Source organism: Mycobacterium sp. pV006 (genome assembly GCF_041287115.1).
Taxonomy (GTDB): Bacteria; Actinomycetota; Actinomycetes; order Mycobacteriales; family Mycobacteriaceae; genus Mycobacterium.
In genome coordinates, this window is the sequence record NZ_JBGGKT010000017.1 from 18,522 (window position 1) to 33,122 (window position 14,601).

13 protein-coding genes are annotated in these 14,601 nt (G+C 68.8%); 4 read left to right on the plus strand and 9 right to left on the minus strand.

The features are described from left to right. Positions 1–43 precede the first annotated feature (43 nt). Both gltX and ACAG25_RS21240 read right to left on the minus strand, forming a co-directional pair. Complete coding sequence (gltX, locus tag ACAG25_RS21235) at positions 44–1,519, minus strand: glutamate--tRNA ligase (RefSeq protein ID WP_370490454.1); 1,476 nt, start codon at positions 1,517–1,519, stop codon at positions 44–46. Then, complete coding sequence (locus ACAG25_RS21240) at positions 1,516–2,304, minus strand: fumarylacetoacetate hydrolase family protein (protein WP_370490455.1); 789 nt, start codon at positions 2,302–2,304, stop codon at positions 1,516–1,518. Before ACAG25_RS21240 ends, gltX begins: the two co-directional genes overlap by 4 nt. 105 nt (positions 2,305–2,409) lie before the next feature. On the opposite strand from ACAG25_RS21240, the gene ACAG25_RS21245 reads away from it, so the two are divergent. Further along, positions 2,410–3,630, plus strand: coding sequence for an MFS transporter (locus ACAG25_RS21245; RefSeq protein ID WP_370490456.1), 1,221 nt, complete (start codon positions 2,410–2,412; stop codon positions 3,628–3,630). On the opposite strand, the gene ACAG25_RS21250 is transcribed toward ACAG25_RS21245, so the two are convergent. Both ACAG25_RS21250 and serA read right to left on the minus strand, forming a co-directional pair. Further along, a complete protein-coding gene (locus tag ACAG25_RS21250; protein ID WP_370490505.1) occupies positions 3,627–4,637 on the minus strand; it encodes a 3-isopropylmalate dehydrogenase in 1,011 nt (336 codons plus the stop codon). The genes ACAG25_RS21245 and ACAG25_RS21250 overlap by 4 nt on opposite strands. Positions 4,638–4,645: 8 nt before the next feature. Beyond that, positions 4,646–6,232, minus strand: coding sequence for a phosphoglycerate dehydrogenase (gene serA / locus ACAG25_RS21255; protein ID WP_370490457.1), 1,587 nt, complete (start codon positions 6,230–6,232; stop codon positions 4,646–4,648). 82 nt (positions 6,233–6,314) lie between these two features. Here serA and ACAG25_RS21260 point away from each other — a divergent pair, with 82 nt between their 5' ends. Continuing rightward, entirely contained in the window at positions 6,315–7,751 is a 1,437-nt protein-coding gene (locus ACAG25_RS21260) for a phytoene desaturase family protein (RefSeq protein WP_370490458.1), read from the plus strand. Positions 7,752–7,826: 75 nt separating this feature from the next. Here ACAG25_RS21260 and ilvC read toward each other — a convergent pair whose 3' ends face one another. The 3 genes from ilvC to ACAG25_RS21275 are packed head-to-tail and all read right to left on the minus strand — an operon-like array spanning position 7,827 to position 11,256. Further along, positions 7,827–8,828 carry a ketol-acid reductoisomerase gene (gene ilvC, locus ACAG25_RS21265; RefSeq protein WP_370490506.1) on the minus strand — a complete coding sequence of 334 codons (1,002 nt, stop codon included), beginning with the start codon at positions 8,826–8,828 and terminating at the stop codon, positions 7,827–7,829. 44 nt (positions 8,829–8,872) lie between these two features. After that, a complete protein-coding gene (gene ilvN / locus ACAG25_RS21270) occupies positions 8,873–9,391 on the minus strand; it encodes an acetolactate synthase small subunit (protein WP_370490459.1) in 519 nt (172 codons plus the stop codon). After that, complete coding sequence (locus ACAG25_RS21275; protein ID WP_370490460.1) at positions 9,388–11,256, minus strand: acetolactate synthase large subunit; 1,869 nt, start codon at positions 11,254–11,256, stop codon at positions 9,388–9,390. The genes ilvN and ACAG25_RS21275 overlap by 4 nt, the downstream gene beginning before the upstream one ends. A 291-nt stretch (positions 11,257–11,547) precedes the next feature. On the opposite strand from ACAG25_RS21275, the gene ACAG25_RS21280 reads away from it, so the two are divergent. Next, complete coding sequence (locus ACAG25_RS21280) at positions 11,548–11,937, plus strand: PH domain-containing protein (protein WP_370490461.1); 390 nt, start codon at positions 11,548–11,550, stop codon at positions 11,935–11,937. Positions 11,938–11,945: 8 nt separating this feature from the next. Here the strand turns inward: ACAG25_RS21280 and ACAG25_RS21285 are convergent, their stop codons facing one another. Continuing rightward, on the minus strand, positions 11,946–12,776 hold the full coding sequence (locus ACAG25_RS21285; protein ID WP_370490462.1) for a DoxX family protein: 831 nt from the start codon (positions 12,774–12,776) through the stop codon (positions 11,946–11,948). 135 nt (positions 12,777–12,911) lie between these two features. Between ACAG25_RS21285 and ACAG25_RS21290 the strand changes: the two genes are divergently transcribed. Further along, positions 12,912–14,030: a sorbosone dehydrogenase family protein gene (locus ACAG25_RS21290; protein WP_370490463.1), complete on the plus strand. Its 1,119-nt coding sequence runs from the start codon at positions 12,912–12,914 to the stop codon at positions 14,028–14,030. Positions 14,031–14,043: 13 nt separating this feature from the next. Here the strand turns inward: ACAG25_RS21290 and ACAG25_RS21295 are convergent, their stop codons facing one another. Further along, complete coding sequence (locus tag ACAG25_RS21295) at positions 14,044–14,601, minus strand: carboxymuconolactone decarboxylase family protein (RefSeq protein WP_370490464.1); 558 nt, start codon at positions 14,599–14,601, stop codon at positions 14,044–14,046.

A 14,601-nucleotide genomic window follows, 5' to 3' on the forward strand; every position in this document is an offset into this window, starting at 1 on the left:
CCCGGGCCGACGAGCAGACTACCAAAGATTTCGGAGTGGTTTTTCACGCCTCCCCCGCCGCGGACGCCGACGCGTGGTCGCGGCCTGCCTGCAACCGGTCGATGCTGCGCGCACGTCCGAGCAACTCCATCGACTCGAACAGCGGCGGACTCACCGAGGATCCTGTCACGGCCACCCGCACGGGTCCGAACGCCTTGCGCGGTTTGAGCTCCAAACCGTCCACCAGGGCGGTTTTCAGCGCCTCCTCCAGGTGTGCGGCATCCCACTGCTCGACAGCCTCGACCGCCTCCAACGCCGCGGTCAACACCGGGACCGCCGCGGCGCGCAGCTCCTTGCCCGCAGACTTCTCGTCGAGGGCGAACGACTCATCGTTGAGGAACTTCAACAGGTCCCACGCATCGGCGAGCACGACGATGCGGGTCTGCACCAATCGGCACGCCTCGGCGAAGCCGGCGTCGTCGAGGCCGGTCTCGTGACCCTGGGCGGTGAAATAGCGCGACAACCGGGCCCGGAACTCGTCCTCGTCGAGCAACCGGATGTGCTCGGCGTTGAGGGCGTCGGCCTTCTTCTGGTCGAAGCGCGCCGGGTTGGAGTTGACGTCGGCGACGTCGAACGCGCCCACCATCTCCTCGAGGGTGAACACATCGCGGTCATCGGCGATCGACCAGCCCAGCAGCGCGAGATAGTTCAGCAGTCCCTCCGGGATGAACCCGCGTTCGCGATGCAGGAACAGGTTGGACTGCGGATCCCGTTTGGAGAGCTTCTTGTTCCCGTCGCCGAGCACCGAGGGCAGATGCGCGAACTGCGGTGTCGCCTCGGCCACCCCGATCCGGGTCAATGCCGCGTACAGCGCCAACTGCCGTGGCGTGGACGGCAGCAGATCCTCACCCCGCAGCACGTGTGTGATCTTCATCATCGCGTCGTCGACGGGATTGACCAGCGTGTAGAGCGGTTCGCCGTTGCCGCGGGTGAGCGCGAAGTCCGGGATCGATCCGGCCGGGAAGGTGGTCGTCCCACGAACGAGGTCGTCCCACGTCATGTCGGTCTCGGGCATGCGCAGCCGCACGACCGGTGAGCGGCCCTGGGCGCGGAACTCCGCGCGCTGGTCGTCGGTCAGGTCGCGGTCGAAATTGTCGTAGCCCAGCTTGGGATTACGGCCGGCGGCCAGGTGACGGGCCTCGACCTCCTCGGCGGTCGAGAACGCCTCGTACGCCTCGCCTGCGGCCAGCAGTCGTCGGATGACGTCGGTGTAGATCTCGCGGCGCTGCGACTGCCGGTACGGCCCGTACGGTCCGCCGACCTCGGGACCTTCGTCCCAGTCCAATCCCAGCCACCGCAGGGCATCCAGCAGCGCCAGGTAGCTCTCCTCGCTGTCGCGCTGGGCGTCGGTGTCCTCGATGCGGAACACGAAGGTGCCCCCGGTGTGCCGCGCATAGGCCCAGTTGAACAGCGCCGTCCGGATCAGACCGACGTGGGGGACGCCGGTCGGCGACGGACAGAATCTCACCCGAACGGTCACGATTTCCCTTTTCGCACTACAGGATTGGTCAATGTTCCGATCCCTTCGATGGTGATGCTGACTTCATCACCGTGCTCGAGGGGACCCACCCCCTCGGGGGTTCCGGTCAGGATCAGGTCGCCGGGCAACAAGGTCATCACCGCCGACACCCACTCGACGATCGCGCCGATGTCGTGGATCATCAGCGAGGTCCGACTGCGCTGCTTGACCTCGCCGTTGACCTCGGTGCGGATCTCCAGGTCGTCGGGATCGACGTCGGTGACGATCCACGGACCGACCGGGCAGAACGTGTCGTGGCCTTTGGCACGCATCCACTGCCCGTCCTTGCGCTGTTGGTCACGCGCGGACACGTCGTTGGCGATGGTGTATCCCAGGATGTTCTCGGCGGCTCGGGACGCCGGCACGTCCTTGCACGGCCGGCCGATCACAGCGGCCAGTTCGCCTTCGAAGTGCACCGGGTCGGCGTCTGCCGGAAGTTGGATCGCGGTGTTGGGCCCGATGATCGCGGTGTTGGGCTTGAGGAAGATGATCGGATCATCGAAGGTTCCGCCGCCCATCTCCTCGATGTGCGCGGCGTAGTTCTTGCCCATGCACACGACCTTGCTCGCCAGGATCGGCGCGAGTAACCGGACGTCGGCCAGCGGCCACTGCCGGCCGGTGAACGTCGGCGTGCCGAAGGGATGTTCGGCGATCTCGCGCACGATCGCCGCGGCCGGGTCGTCGGGCGGGCCTTCGACGGCGACGAAGGCGACCCCGTCGGGGCTGGCTATTCGACCGAGACGCATGGGTTCAGCCTAATGCCCGCTCTGGCGGCCGCTCCGCCCTCCCGCGTGTCTCATATCATGGGACAGCAATACAGCATGTTGGGAACCGTATGGGACGATGACCGCATGTCCCCGTCCTCCCTCAGCACGCCACGACGGTGGTCGATGCTGGTGGTGGCGCTGTTGGCGACGCTGTGCGCCAACGTGTTCATCAACGGTGTGGCGTTCCTCATCCCGACGCTGCACGATGAACGCGGTCTGGATCTCGCTGCCGCGGGCCTGATGTCGGCACTGCCGAGTCTGGGCATGGTGGTGACTCTGTTCGCTTGGGGCTACATCGTCGACCTGGTCGGGGAACGCCTCGTGCTGACGCTGGGATCCGCGCTGACCGCCGCGGCCGGTTTCGGTGCGGCAACAGCGGATTCGCTGACAGTGATCGGTGTGTTCCTGTTCCTCGGGGGCATGGCCGCCGCCAGCAGCAACACCGCCAGTGCCCGACTCGTGGTGGGGTGGTTCGACGCCGGACGCCGTGGCCTGGTGATGGGCATCCGCCAGACGGCGCAACCGCTGGGTGTCGGGGTCGGCGCCCTGGTCATCCCCCGTCTTGCCGAGTCCGGTGTCGCAACCGCCCTGTTGTTCCCGGCCATCGTGTGCGCGGCAGCGGCGGTGATGTGCGCGGTCCTGGTGCTCGACCCGCCCCGGCCCCCGAGGGCCGAGGCGGCCCAGGCCGATCTGGCCAACCCCTATCGCGGGTCGGCCCTGCTGTGGCGGATCCACGTCACGTCGGTCCTGCTCGTCGTCCCGCAGGCCATGATCTGGACGTTCACCCTGGTGTGGCTGATCGCCGAGCGAGACTGGTCTCCGGAGTCCGCCGGGACGATGGTGATGGTCGCGCAGTTCCTCGGTGCCGGCGGACGGATCGCGGCGGGACGGTGGTCGGACGCCGTGCTGCGCCGATCCGGCGACATCCTGCAGTCGCGCCTGCGACCGATCCGCGTGATCGCCGCCGCGGCGGCGGTGTCGATGGCGCTGCTGGCCGTCACCGATTGGCTGGACACACCGGTCAGCGTCGCGGTGATGGTGATCGCCTCGGTGGTCACCGTCTCCGACAACGGCCTGGCGTTCACCGCGATCGCCGAGTTCGCCGGACCGTTCTGGAGCGGTCGGGCACTGGGCACCCAGAACACCAATCAGCTTCTCACCCAGGGCATCGTGCCGCCGCTGTTCGGCGGCCTGATCGGGATCGCCGGCTTCCCGGTCGCCTTCGCGGTCTGCGCGCTGTGCCCGCTGCTGGCGATCCCGGCGGTGCCGGTAGATCGCCGCGCCGATCCGGCGCCGAAACCCTAGAGCAGACTCAGGATTCGGTCACCGACGGCGGACGTGCCCAGCTTCGCGTCGCCGCGGGTGGCCAGATGCTGCGCGACGGCCGCATCCACGCGGGCGGCCTTGTCGATCTCGCCGAGGTGCGACAGCAGCAGCGACACCGACATCACGGCGGCCGTGGGGTCCGCGATGCCCTGGCCGGCGATGTCGGGGGCACTGCCGTGCACCGGTTCGAACATCGACGGATTGGTCAGCGTGGCATCGATGTTGCCGCTGGCCGCCAACCCGATCCCACCGCAGACGGCGGCGGCCAGGTCGGTGATGATGTCGCCGAACAGGTTGTCGGTGACGATGACGTCGAACCGGCCCGGATCAGTGACCATGTGGATGGTCGCGGCATCGACGTGCTGGTAGGCGATCTCGACCTCGGGGTACTCCGCGGCGACGGACTGCACGGTGCGCCACCACAACGACCCCGCGTAGGTGAGCACGTTGTTCTTGTGCACCAGGGTCAGGTGCTTGCGTCGTTGCATCGCGCGACCGAACGCATCCTGGACCACCCGGCGCACCCCGTAGGCGGTGTTGACGCTGACTTCGGTCGCGACCTCGTGGGGGGTGTCGATCCGGATGGCTCCGCCGTTCCCGGTGTACGGGCCTTCGGTTCCCTCGCGCACCACCACGAAGTCGATCTCGGGATCGCCGGCCAACGGGCTGGCCACACCGGGATAGAGCCGTCCGGGACGCAAATTGATGTGATGGTCCAACTCGAACCGGATCCGCAGCAGCAGACCGCGCTCGAGCACGCCGCTGGGCACCGAGGGATCGCCGATGGCGCCGAGCAGGATCGCGTCGTGACCCTTGAGTTCTTCGAGAACCGATTCCGGCAACACCTCACCGGTGCGGTGGTACTGGCGGGCGCCGAGTTCGTACTCGGTCTTCTCGACACCGGGCAGCACCGCGTCGAGGACCTTCAGCGCCTCCGTGATGACCTCGGGACCGATCCCGTCGCCGGCGATGACGGCCAGTTTCAGATCCTGTGTCATGACAGATCCACCATTTCCAGTGTCACGGCGTCGACATCGCGGCCGATGGTGGCCAGCACGTCACCGGGCACCTCCCGGTCGATGCGCAGCATGATGGTCGCGCCCTGCCCGTCGGCGTCCTGACTGAGCTGGGCGGCAAGGATGTTCACGCCGGCGCTGCCTAGGAGCGTGCCGATCTTGCCGAGCGCGCCGGGTTGGTCGTCGTAGTTGATGATCAGGTTCACACCCTCGGCGCGCAGGTCGAAGTTGCGGCTGTTGATCTGCACCACCTTCTCGACCAGCTGCGGTCCGGACAGAGTTCCGGCGACGTTGACCGCGCTGCCGTCGGCGCCGACCGCACGCACGTCGACCACGCTGCGGTGGTTCGGGCTCTCCGAGGCCGTGGTCAGCGACGCCTCGACGCCGCGTTCGGCGGCGATCGCCGGCGCGTTGACGAAGGTGACCGGAGTCTCGACCACCGCGGCGAACAGTCCCCGCAGCGCCGAGAGCTTCAGTACCTCAACCTCTTCGGAGGCCAGCTCGCCGCAGACGCGCACGGTCAGCGATACCGGCGCCTCGCTGGACAGCGCACCGGCCAGCAGGCCCAGCTTGCGCACCAGATCCAGCCACGGCGCCACCTCCTCGCCGACGGCGCCGCCACCGACGTTGACCGCGTCCGGGACGAATTCGCCGGCCAGTGCCAGCTTCACGCTGGCCGCGACGTCGGTCCCGGCCCGGTCCTGCGCCTCGGCGGTCGACGCGCCCAGGTGGGGCGTCACCACGACCTGCGGCAGGTCGAACAGCGGGCTGTCGGTGCACGGCTCGGTCGCGAACACGTCGAGTCCGGCCCCGCGCACGTGGCCGCTGCGGATCGCGTCGGCCAGCGCCTGCTCGTCGATCAGGCCGCCGCGGGCGGCGTTGACGATGATCACACCGGGCTTGGTCCTGGCCAGCGCGTCCTTGCCGATCAGCCCCGCGGTCTCCTTGGTCTTCGGCAGGTGTACCGAGATGAAGTCGGCGCGCGCCAGCAGGTCGTCCAGCGACAGCAGCTCGATGCCCAACTGCGCGGCCCGGGCCTGGGACACGTACGGGTCGTAGGCGGTGATGTGCGCGCCGAACGCGGCCAGCCGCTGGGCCACCAGCTGGCCGATGCGGCCGAGCCCGACCACCCCGACGGTCTTGCCGAAGATCTCGGTGCCCGAGAACGACGACCGCTTCCAGGTGCGCTCGCGCAGCGTCGCATCGGCGGCCGGGATCTGACGTGCCGCAGCCAACAGCAGCGCAAGCGCATGCTCGGCGGCACTGTGGATGTTGGAGGTCGGCGCGTTGACCACCAGGACACCGCGCGCGGTGGCGGCGTCCACGTCGACGTTGTCGAGACCGACGCCGGCGCGCGCGACGATCTTGAGTTTCGGTGCCGCAGCCAGGACCTCGGCGTCGACGGTGGTGGCCGAGCGCACCAGCAGCGCGTCGGCGTCGGCCACCGCGGCCAGCAGTTTCTCCCGGTCGGGGCCGTCAACCCAGCGGACTTCGACCTGGTCGCCCAGGGCCTCCACCGTGGATTGCGCCAGCTTGTCGGCGATCAGTACAACAGGCAGACTCACCCGCCCAGCCTAAAGGGCGGTACTTTCGACGGTGAGCGGGCGGTACGACCTTTGCAACCGAGGGCAGGGAGACCAACCAACCATGGATGTCGACGTCACCGTCGTCGGGAGTGGTCCGAACGGTTTGGCCGCCGCGGTGGTCTGCGCCAGGGCCGGCCTTTCGGTGCGGGTGCTCGAGGCGCAACCCACCCTCGGCGGCGGCGCCCGCACCCTGCCCGACCCGGAGTTCGACGGGGTGGCCCACGACATCTGCTCGGCGGTGCATCCGCTCGGGCTGGCCTCCCCGTTCTTCGCCGCGTTCGACCTGCAGGCGCGTGGGGTGACGCTGCATGTTCCCGACGTGTCCTACGCCAATCCGCTGGCGGGGCGACCGGCGGCCGTCGCCTATCGGGATCTGGACCGCACGTGCGCCGAGCTCGACGACGGCGCCTCGTGGCGCCGGCTGCTCGGGCCGCTGAGCGAGAACGCCGACGGCGTCGTCGGATTGATCCTCGGCGACAAGCGCTCGATCCCGCCGAGCATCACCGCGGCACTGCAGTTCGGGCCGAGGCTGCTGATCCAGGGCAGCCCCGCGTGGAACACGCTGGCCGGCGAGGACGCCCGTGCACTGTTCAGCGGCGTTGCAGCGCACGCTATTTCGCGTATGCCGTCGCTGGTGACCGCAGGCGCCGGGCTCATGTTGGCCGCGCTGGCCCATGCCGCGGGGTGGCCGGTACCGGCGGGGGGTTCCCAAGCCATCCCCGACGCGCTCGCCGCCGACCTCCGCGCTCACGGCGGCGAGATCGTCGTCGGCGAGGAGGTCACCAGCCCACCGGGCGGCGTGGTGCTCTACGACACCGCGCCCACTGCGCTGCTGCGCATCTACGGCGACGAGCTCCCCGCGGGCTACGCGAAGACGCTGCGCCGCTACCGTTACGGTCCCGGCGTGGCCAAGGTCGACTTCGTGTTGTCGGGCGAAATCCCTTGGCGTGATTCACGATTGGCCCAGGCTCCGACCCTGCACCTGGGCGGGGACCGGGCCACTATGGCGGCCGCGGAACACGCCATCGCCCGGGGCCGCCACGCCGAGTGGCCGATGACCCTGGCGGCGCTGCCCCACCTGGTGGATCCGTCCCGGATCGACGCGCAGGGGCGGCGGCCGCTGTGGACCTACGCGCACGTGCCCGCCGGATCCACCGTCGACGCCGCCGAGACCATCATCGGCGTCATCGAACGCTTCGCGCCCGGCTTCCGCGACGTGGTGGTCGCGGCGCGCAGCGTTCCGGCGGCCCACCTGTCCGACCACAACGCCAATCTCGTGGGCGGCGACATCGGGGTGGGTGGGGCGAACATGTTCAGCGCGTTCACCGGGCCGGCGTTGCGCTGGGATCCCTGGTCGACGCCCATCGACAAGGCCTACCTGTGTTCGTCGGCGGTGCCGCCCGGCAGCGGGGTGCACGGCATGGCCGGCTACTACGCCGCCCGCTCGCTGTTGCGCCGCGAGTTCGGCATCAAGCAGATGCCCGCTCTGGCCCCCTGACTTGCGCCGAAATTGCATTCCACGCGCGTCAAACGCGAAAAACCTCGCGTGGAATGCAATTTCGGCGATCGGTGACTATGCGGTTTCGGTGATCGGGCGGTCCACCCAGCTCATCAGGTCGCGCAGCTTCTTGCCGGTGACCTCGATGGGATGCTCGGCGTTCTGCATGCGCAGGCCCTCGAGTTCCTTGTTGCCACCTTCGACGTTGGCGACCAGCCGCTTGACGAAGGTGCCGTCCTGGATCTCGGCGAGGATCTGCTGCATGCGCTTCTTGGTGTCGGCGTCGATGACGCGCGGGCCGGACAGGTAGCCACCGAACTCGGCGGTGTCGGACACCGAGTAGTTCATCCGTGCGATGCCGCCCTCGTACATCAGGTCGACGATGAGCTTGAGCTCGTGCAGCACCTCGAAGTAGGCCAGCTCAGGTGCGTACCCGGCCTCGACCATCACGTCGAAGCCGGTCTTGACCAGTTCCTCGGTGCCGCCGCACAGCACGGCCTGCTCACCGAAGAGGTCGGTCTCGGTCTCGTCCTTGAACGTGGTCTTGATCACGCCGGCGCGGGTGCCGCCGATGCCCTTGGCGTACGACAGCGCCAGCGCCTGGCCCTCGCCCTTGGGGTCCTGGTCGATGGCGATCAGGCACGGCACACCCTTGCCGTCGACGAACTGGCGGCGCACCAGGTGGCCGGGGCCCTTGGGCGCGACCATGCCGATGGTGACGTTGGCCGGCGGCTGGATCAGGTCGAAGTGGATGTTCAGTCCGTGGCCGAAGAACAGCGCGTTGCCGTCTTCGAGGTTGGGCTCGATGTCGTTGGTGAAGATCTCGGCCTGCGCGGTGTCGGGCGCCAGCAGCATGATCACGTCGGCCCACTTGGCCACCTCGGCCGGCGTGTCGACCTCCAGGCCCTGTTCGGTCACCTTCTCGCGGGACTTGGAGCCCTCCTTGAGACCGACCTTCACCTGCACGCCCGAGTCGCGCAAGCTCAGCGAGTGCGCGTGGCCCTGGCTGCCGTAGCCGATGACGCCGACCTTGCGACCCTGGATGATCGACAGGTCCGCGTCGTCGTCATAGAACATCTCAACTGCCATATTCGTGAATCTTCCTTACTTGACTTGTGTTTTCACTTGGTGGTGATTCCGCGCGGGCCGCGCGAGAGCGACACCACACCGGATTGGACGATCTCGCGGATCCCGTAGGGCTCGAGCACCCGCAGCAGCGCCTCGAGCTTGCCCGGCGTCCCGGTGGCCTCGATCGTCAACGACTCGTTGGACACGTCGACGACCTTCGCGCGGAACAGGTTCACCGCTTCGATGACCTGTCCTCGGGTCACGGCATCGGTGCGGACCTTGATCAGCGCCAGCTCGCGGGAGACGGCGTTGTCCTCTTCCTGCTCGACGATCTTGATCACGTTGACGAGCTTGTTGAGCTGCTTGGTGATCTGCTCGAGCGGGGATTCCTCCACGTCGACGACGATCGTCATCCGGGACAGGTTCTTCTGCTCGGTCGCGCCGACCGCCAGCGACTGGATGTTGTAGCCGCGCCGGGAGAACAGCGACGCCACGCGCGCCAGCACACCCGGCTTGTCCTCGACGAGCACCGACAGGGTGTGGGTGCGCCGCGGGGCGGGGGTCGTACTCATGCGTGGCCCTCTTCCGGGTCGTCGAACAAGGGCCGAATACCTCGTGCGGCCTGGATCTCGTCGTTGCTGGTGCCGGCAGCAACCATAGGCCACACCTGCGCATCAGCGCCGACGACGAATTCCACCACCACCGGGCGGTCGTTGATCGCGCGGGCCTGGTTGATCACGTCGACGACGTCCTCGGCGCGCTCGCAGCGCAGTGCGACGCAGCCCAACGCCTCGGACAGCTTGACGAAGTCGGGGATCCGCCGACTGTGGGTGGCCAGGTCGGTCTGGCTGTAGCGCTCCTCGTAGAACAGGGTCTGCCACTGGCGGACCATGCCGAGGTTGCCGTTGTTGATCAGGGCGACCTTGATCGGCACGCCTTCGATCGCGCACGTGGCCAGTTCCTGGTTGGTCATCTGGAAGCAGCCGTCACCGTCGATCGCCCACACCTCGGCGTCCGGGCGTCCCATCTTCGCGCCCAGCGCGGCCGGCACGGCGTAGCCCATCGTGCCCAGCCCGCCCGAGTTCAGCCATGTCTTGGGCTTCTCGTAGGAGATGAACTGCGCCGCCCACATCTGGTGCTGGCCCACGCCGGAGACGTAGATCGCGTCGGGTCCGGCCATCTTGCCCAGTGTCTCGATGACGTACTCGGGGCTCAGGCTGCCGTCGCTCTGCGGTCCATAGCTCAGCGGATAGGTGGCCTGGATGCCCTTGAGCTGCTCCATCCACGGCCCGATGTCGGCGGATCCGAGCGCGCCGTCCCGGCGCAGGGCCTCGATCAGATCGGTGATCACCGCCTTGACGTCACCGACGATCGGCACGTCGGCGTGCTTGTTCTTGCCGATCTCGGCCGGGTCGATGTCGGCGTGGATCACCTTGGCCTCGGGCGCGAAGGAGTCCAGCTTGCCGGTGACGCGGTCGTCGAACCGGGTGCCCAACGCGATCAGCAGGTCGCTGCGCTGCAACGCCGCAACGGCCGCCACCGTGCCGTGCATACCCGGCATGCCGAGGTTCTGCGGGTGGCTGTCCGGGAAGGCTCCGCGCGCCATCAGCGTCGTGACCACCGGGATCCCGGTCAGGTCGGCCAGGGCCCGCAACTCCTCGGTCGCCTCGCCGCGGATCACTCCGCCACCGACGTAGAGCACCGGCTTGCGCGCGGCGGCGATCAGCTTGGCCGCTTCGCGCACCTGCCTGTTGTGGGGCTTGGTGTTGGGCTTGTAACCGGGCAGCTCGAACTGCGGCGGCCAACTGAATGTGCACTCCCCCTGCAGCACGTCCTTGGGGATGTCGACGAGCACCGGGCCGGGCCGGCCGCTGGCGGCGATGTGGAACGCCTCGGCGATCACCCGGGCGATGTCGTCGCCGTCGCGGACCAGGAAGTTGTGCTTGGTGACCGGCATGGTGATCCCGGAGATGTCGGCTTCCTGGAACGCGTCCGTGCCGATCAGCGAGCGACCGACCTGCCCGGTGATGGCGACCACCGGGATGGAGTCCATGTACGCGTCGGCCAGCGGGGTCACCAGGTTGGTCGCGCCGGGGCCCGAGGTGGCCATGCAGACCCCGACCCGGCCGGTGGCGTGGGCGTACCCGCTGGCGGCGTGGCCGCCGCCCTGCTCGTGGCGGACCAGCACGTGCCGGACCTTCTGCGAGTCGAACAGCGGGTCGTACACCGGCAGCACGGCGCCGCCGGGGATACCGAAGATGACGTCGACGTCCAGCTCCTCCAGTGCCCTGACCACCGCCTGGGCGCCGGTGAGCTGTTGCGGGGCAACCTTTTTGGGGTGCCCGGAACCGGAGTTCACCTTGTGGGTGCCCGGTGTGGGGGTCCCGTTGGCCGGGGTCGCCGACTGTTCGGGGGGTCGTGTCGTGGGTGCGCTCACGATGTCCTCTTGATCCTTCTGGCCGGTGTGGCCTGTCGTGCCGATCCTGCGTGGTGCTGGGCAACAAAAAACCCCCGTCAGCCCAGCGGCTGTACGAGGGTTGCGCGTCGATCCGGTTGTGCTACGCCCGACTTGGGGCTAGCGCGGAATCAACGCGCAACCCAATTACTACGAGCGTGCCCGGGGTCTGCATAGCAGACGACGGTAGCCTCTGACCTGGCCCGAGGTCAAATCGCTGCGCTGCCGCTCACCGCGCCCGGAGCGCCGGCGTCCCGATGGGATGATGGGGGCATGGCTGAACCGACGGTGGATGCGCCGATCGTCATCAAGATCTCCCAGATGGCCCACCTGATGCCGCTGTTCCTGGCAATGGCGTTGATGTCGATCGTGATGGCCACACCGTCCTGGACGGCGGTCCTGCTGGTGATACCCGCGTTGCTGTCGGTGGCGATCGTGCGCTACCGCACCACGGCCGACCGGGAGACCGTCACCGCGCGCAACCTCTGGGGCAGCCGCACCGTGCGCTGGGAGGAGATCGACGGACTGCGCTTCGGCCGCAAGCTGTGGGCGGTCGCCCACCTCCGAGATGGCTCCGAGGTTCTGCTGCCCGCGGTGACGTTCAACACGCTTCCGTCGCTGACGCTGGCCTCCGGCGGCCGGGTGCCCAACCCGTACGAGTGATCCGCGGGTCAGCCCAGCGGGTTGGCCCCGTTGAGCAACACCCAGATCGCGACGCCCGCACCGATGCCCAGCACGAGCGCGGCGAACGAGCCGACGAAGGGGCGTCGGGCCCAACCCCGGCCCCGGTCGACGGCGTAGCGCCCCGGTCCGACGAGCACCAGCGCGGCGACCACGGCCAGCAACAGCACCTCGTACTCGTGACCGTCGTTGAGGAACGTCGACAGCCGACCCTCGTTCTGGGCGTCCATCGCCTCGGCGAGGACAGCGGTGACCAGGTAACCCAGCGCCCCGGCCGCGGCGACGGGGGTGAACACACCGATCACCAGCAGCACGCCGGCGACGATCTGTCCGCCGGCGGCCACGTAGCTGAGGATGTCGGCGTGGCGGAACCCGACGTCGGTGAGGTAGTCGCGGAATGCGCCGATACCTTCGCCGCCGAACCAGCCGAACATCTTCTGCAGGCCGTGGGAGATGAACAGCACCCCGATCGCCACGCGCAGCAGCAGCAGTCCCAGGTTCTGGGTGCCGCGCCGGTCGCCGTCGCGGCGGCTCTCGTCGACGGCCACCTCGGTGGGGGTCGCCGGCGTGCCGTACGCGCCCGCCGCCAGGCCGCCGGCCGGCGCCACGTACGGCAGCGGCTCCGGATCGGCACCCAGCGTGAACGGCTGGGCGGCGGCGGGCTTTCCGGTGTCGTAGCGCGGAATCGCCGTCGTCTCGAAATCCCCGCCGTAGTGCGGCGCGGACAGATCGTCCTCGGGGTCGACCAGGCGTGCGGACGCGGGCCGACCGCTGGTGTCGTCGGGTCGCTGCCAGAGTCCGGAATCGTGGGGACTGGTCACAGGTGCCAGGGTAAGGGCAAGTCACGGTTCCACCCGGGTATTGACTCGGCGCGTTGAGCACGTCTTTTCCGGCCGGGACGCAGGTGACGGGGCGTGCGTGGCGGATGGTGCGCCGCGATCCGTAACCTGACTGCCATGAGTCAGCGCCGGTCGTTGCGGGCATTCGCCGTTGTGTTGAGCGCCGTCGTGCTCGCCGGTGCCGGATGTGCGCGCTTCGATTCGGCCCAGTCCCAGCCGTTCACCACCGAACCCGAGTTGGCGCCGGGACCGAAGTCCTCGCCGCCACCGCCGCCGCCGCTTCCGGGCACCCCGTTCCCGAAGGAGTGCCCCGCCCCGGGCGTCATGCAGGGCTGTCTGGAGAGCACCAGCGGGTTGATCATGCTGCCCGACAGCCAGTCGGCGCTGGTGGCCGAGCGTCTCACCGGGGCGGTCAAGGAGATCGCGGTGCGCGCCGAACCGAAGGTCAAGACCGTGATCCCGGTCGATCCGGCCGGGGACGGCGGCCTGATGGACATCGTGCTGTCGCCGACGTATGCGCAGGACCGGCTGATGTACGCCTACATCAGCACCCCGTCCGACAACCAGGTGATCCGCATCGCCGACGGGGACATCCCCAAACCCATCCTGACCGGCATCCCCAAGGGCGCCACCGGCAACACCGGCTCGCTGATCTTCAGCAGCCCCACCACGCTGCTGGTGCAGACCGGTGACGCGGGTGACCCGGCGCTGGCCGCCGACCCCGGATCCCTGGCCGGCAAGTTGCTGCGCATAGAGCAGCCCACCACCGTCAACCAGGCACCGACCACGACGGCGCTGTCGGGCCTCGGAGCCGGCGGCGGAGTGTGCAAGGACCCATCGGACGACTCGCTGTACGTGACCGACCGGACCCCGACCGGTGACCGGCTGCAACGCATCACCAAGGACTCGCAGGTGTCGACGGTGTGGACCTGGCCGGACCGGCCCGGGGTGGCGGGGTGCGCCGCGATGGACGGCACGGTCCTGGTCAACCTGATCGACACCAAGCAGACCGTCGCGGTGCGACTCTCGGCCGACACCGGAGCGGTGACCGGCGACCCGGAGGTGGTGCGCCAGGATCAGCGTGGCCACGTGTGGGCGTTGCAGGTCTCTGCCGACGGCAACGTGTGGGGCGCGACAATCAACAAGACCGCCGGAGACGCCGAGAAGCTCGACGACGTGGTGTTCCCGCTGTTCCCGCAGGGCGGCTTCCCGCGCACCGAGGACGAACTGACCTAGTAGGCCCGCCTGCTCAGGCGCTGTGCGCGTCTTCGCGCCAGTCGTCGCTCTCCGGTTGCACCCCGAAGCTGTTGAGCCCCATGGCCAAGGTCAGGTAGCCGCCGACGGTGAACACCAGGTCCATCACTTGGCGCCGTTCGAGGTGGCCGGCCAGCCCCTGCCAGGTCTGCTCGGAAACCGTTGTGCGGTCGTATAATTCGTCGACCGCGGCGATGACCAGGCGGTGCAGGTGGTCGCCGGTGTCTGCGCCGCGCGCGGCCTCGATGTCGGCGTCGGTCAGGCCGGCGCGACGGCCCATCGGGACGTGGTGGCTCCACTCGTAGGCGCAGTCGGCGCGGTGGGCCACCCGCAGGATGGCCAGCTCGCGCAGCGCCGGCGGCAGGGTGGATCCGGCCAGCAGGTACGCCGAGAACGGTAGGTACGCCCCGGCCAGGTCCGGATGCTGGACCAGGGTGGCGATGGCGTTGCCGGACGCACCCGGTGCGCGCCGGTCCGGCGAGGTCGACTTCGCGATGACGTCCTGGACTTTGTCGTCGTCCCACTCGTCGTGCGGCAGCGGCGGTATCCGCAT

What these genes read in the sequence shown, in the direction of transcription:
- ACAG25_RS21240 (WP_370490455.1), bottom strand. Translation starts at nt 2,304, where the DNA reads ATGCGTCTCGGTCGAATAGCCAGCCCCGACGGGGTCGCCTTCGTCGCC.
- ACAG25_RS21245 (WP_370490456.1), top strand. Translation starts at nt 2,410, where the DNA reads ATGTCCCCGTCCTCCCTCAGCACGCCACGACGGTGGTCGATGCTGGTG.
- ACAG25_RS21260 (WP_370490458.1), top strand. Translation starts at nt 6,315, where the DNA reads ATGGATGTCGACGTCACCGTCGTCGGGAGTGGTCCGAACGGTTTGGCC.
- ilvC (WP_370490506.1), bottom strand. Translation starts at nt 8,828, where the DNA reads ATGTTCTATGACGACGACGCGGACCTGTCGATCATCCAGGGTCGCAAG.
- ilvN (WP_370490459.1), bottom strand. Translation starts at nt 9,391, where the DNA reads ATGAGTACGACCCCCGCCCCGCGGCGCACCCACACCCTGTCGGTGCTC.
- ACAG25_RS21280 (WP_370490461.1), top strand. Translation starts at nt 11,548, where the DNA reads ATGGCTGAACCGACGGTGGATGCGCCGATCGTCATCAAGATCTCCCAG.
- ACAG25_RS21290 (WP_370490463.1), top strand. Translation starts at nt 12,912, where the DNA reads ATGAGTCAGCGCCGGTCGTTGCGGGCATTCGCCGTTGTGTTGAGCGCC.
- ACAG25_RS21295 (WP_370490464.1), bottom strand. Translation starts at nt 14,601, where the DNA reads ATGCGGATACCGCCGCTGCCGCACGACGAGTGGGACGACGACAAAGTC.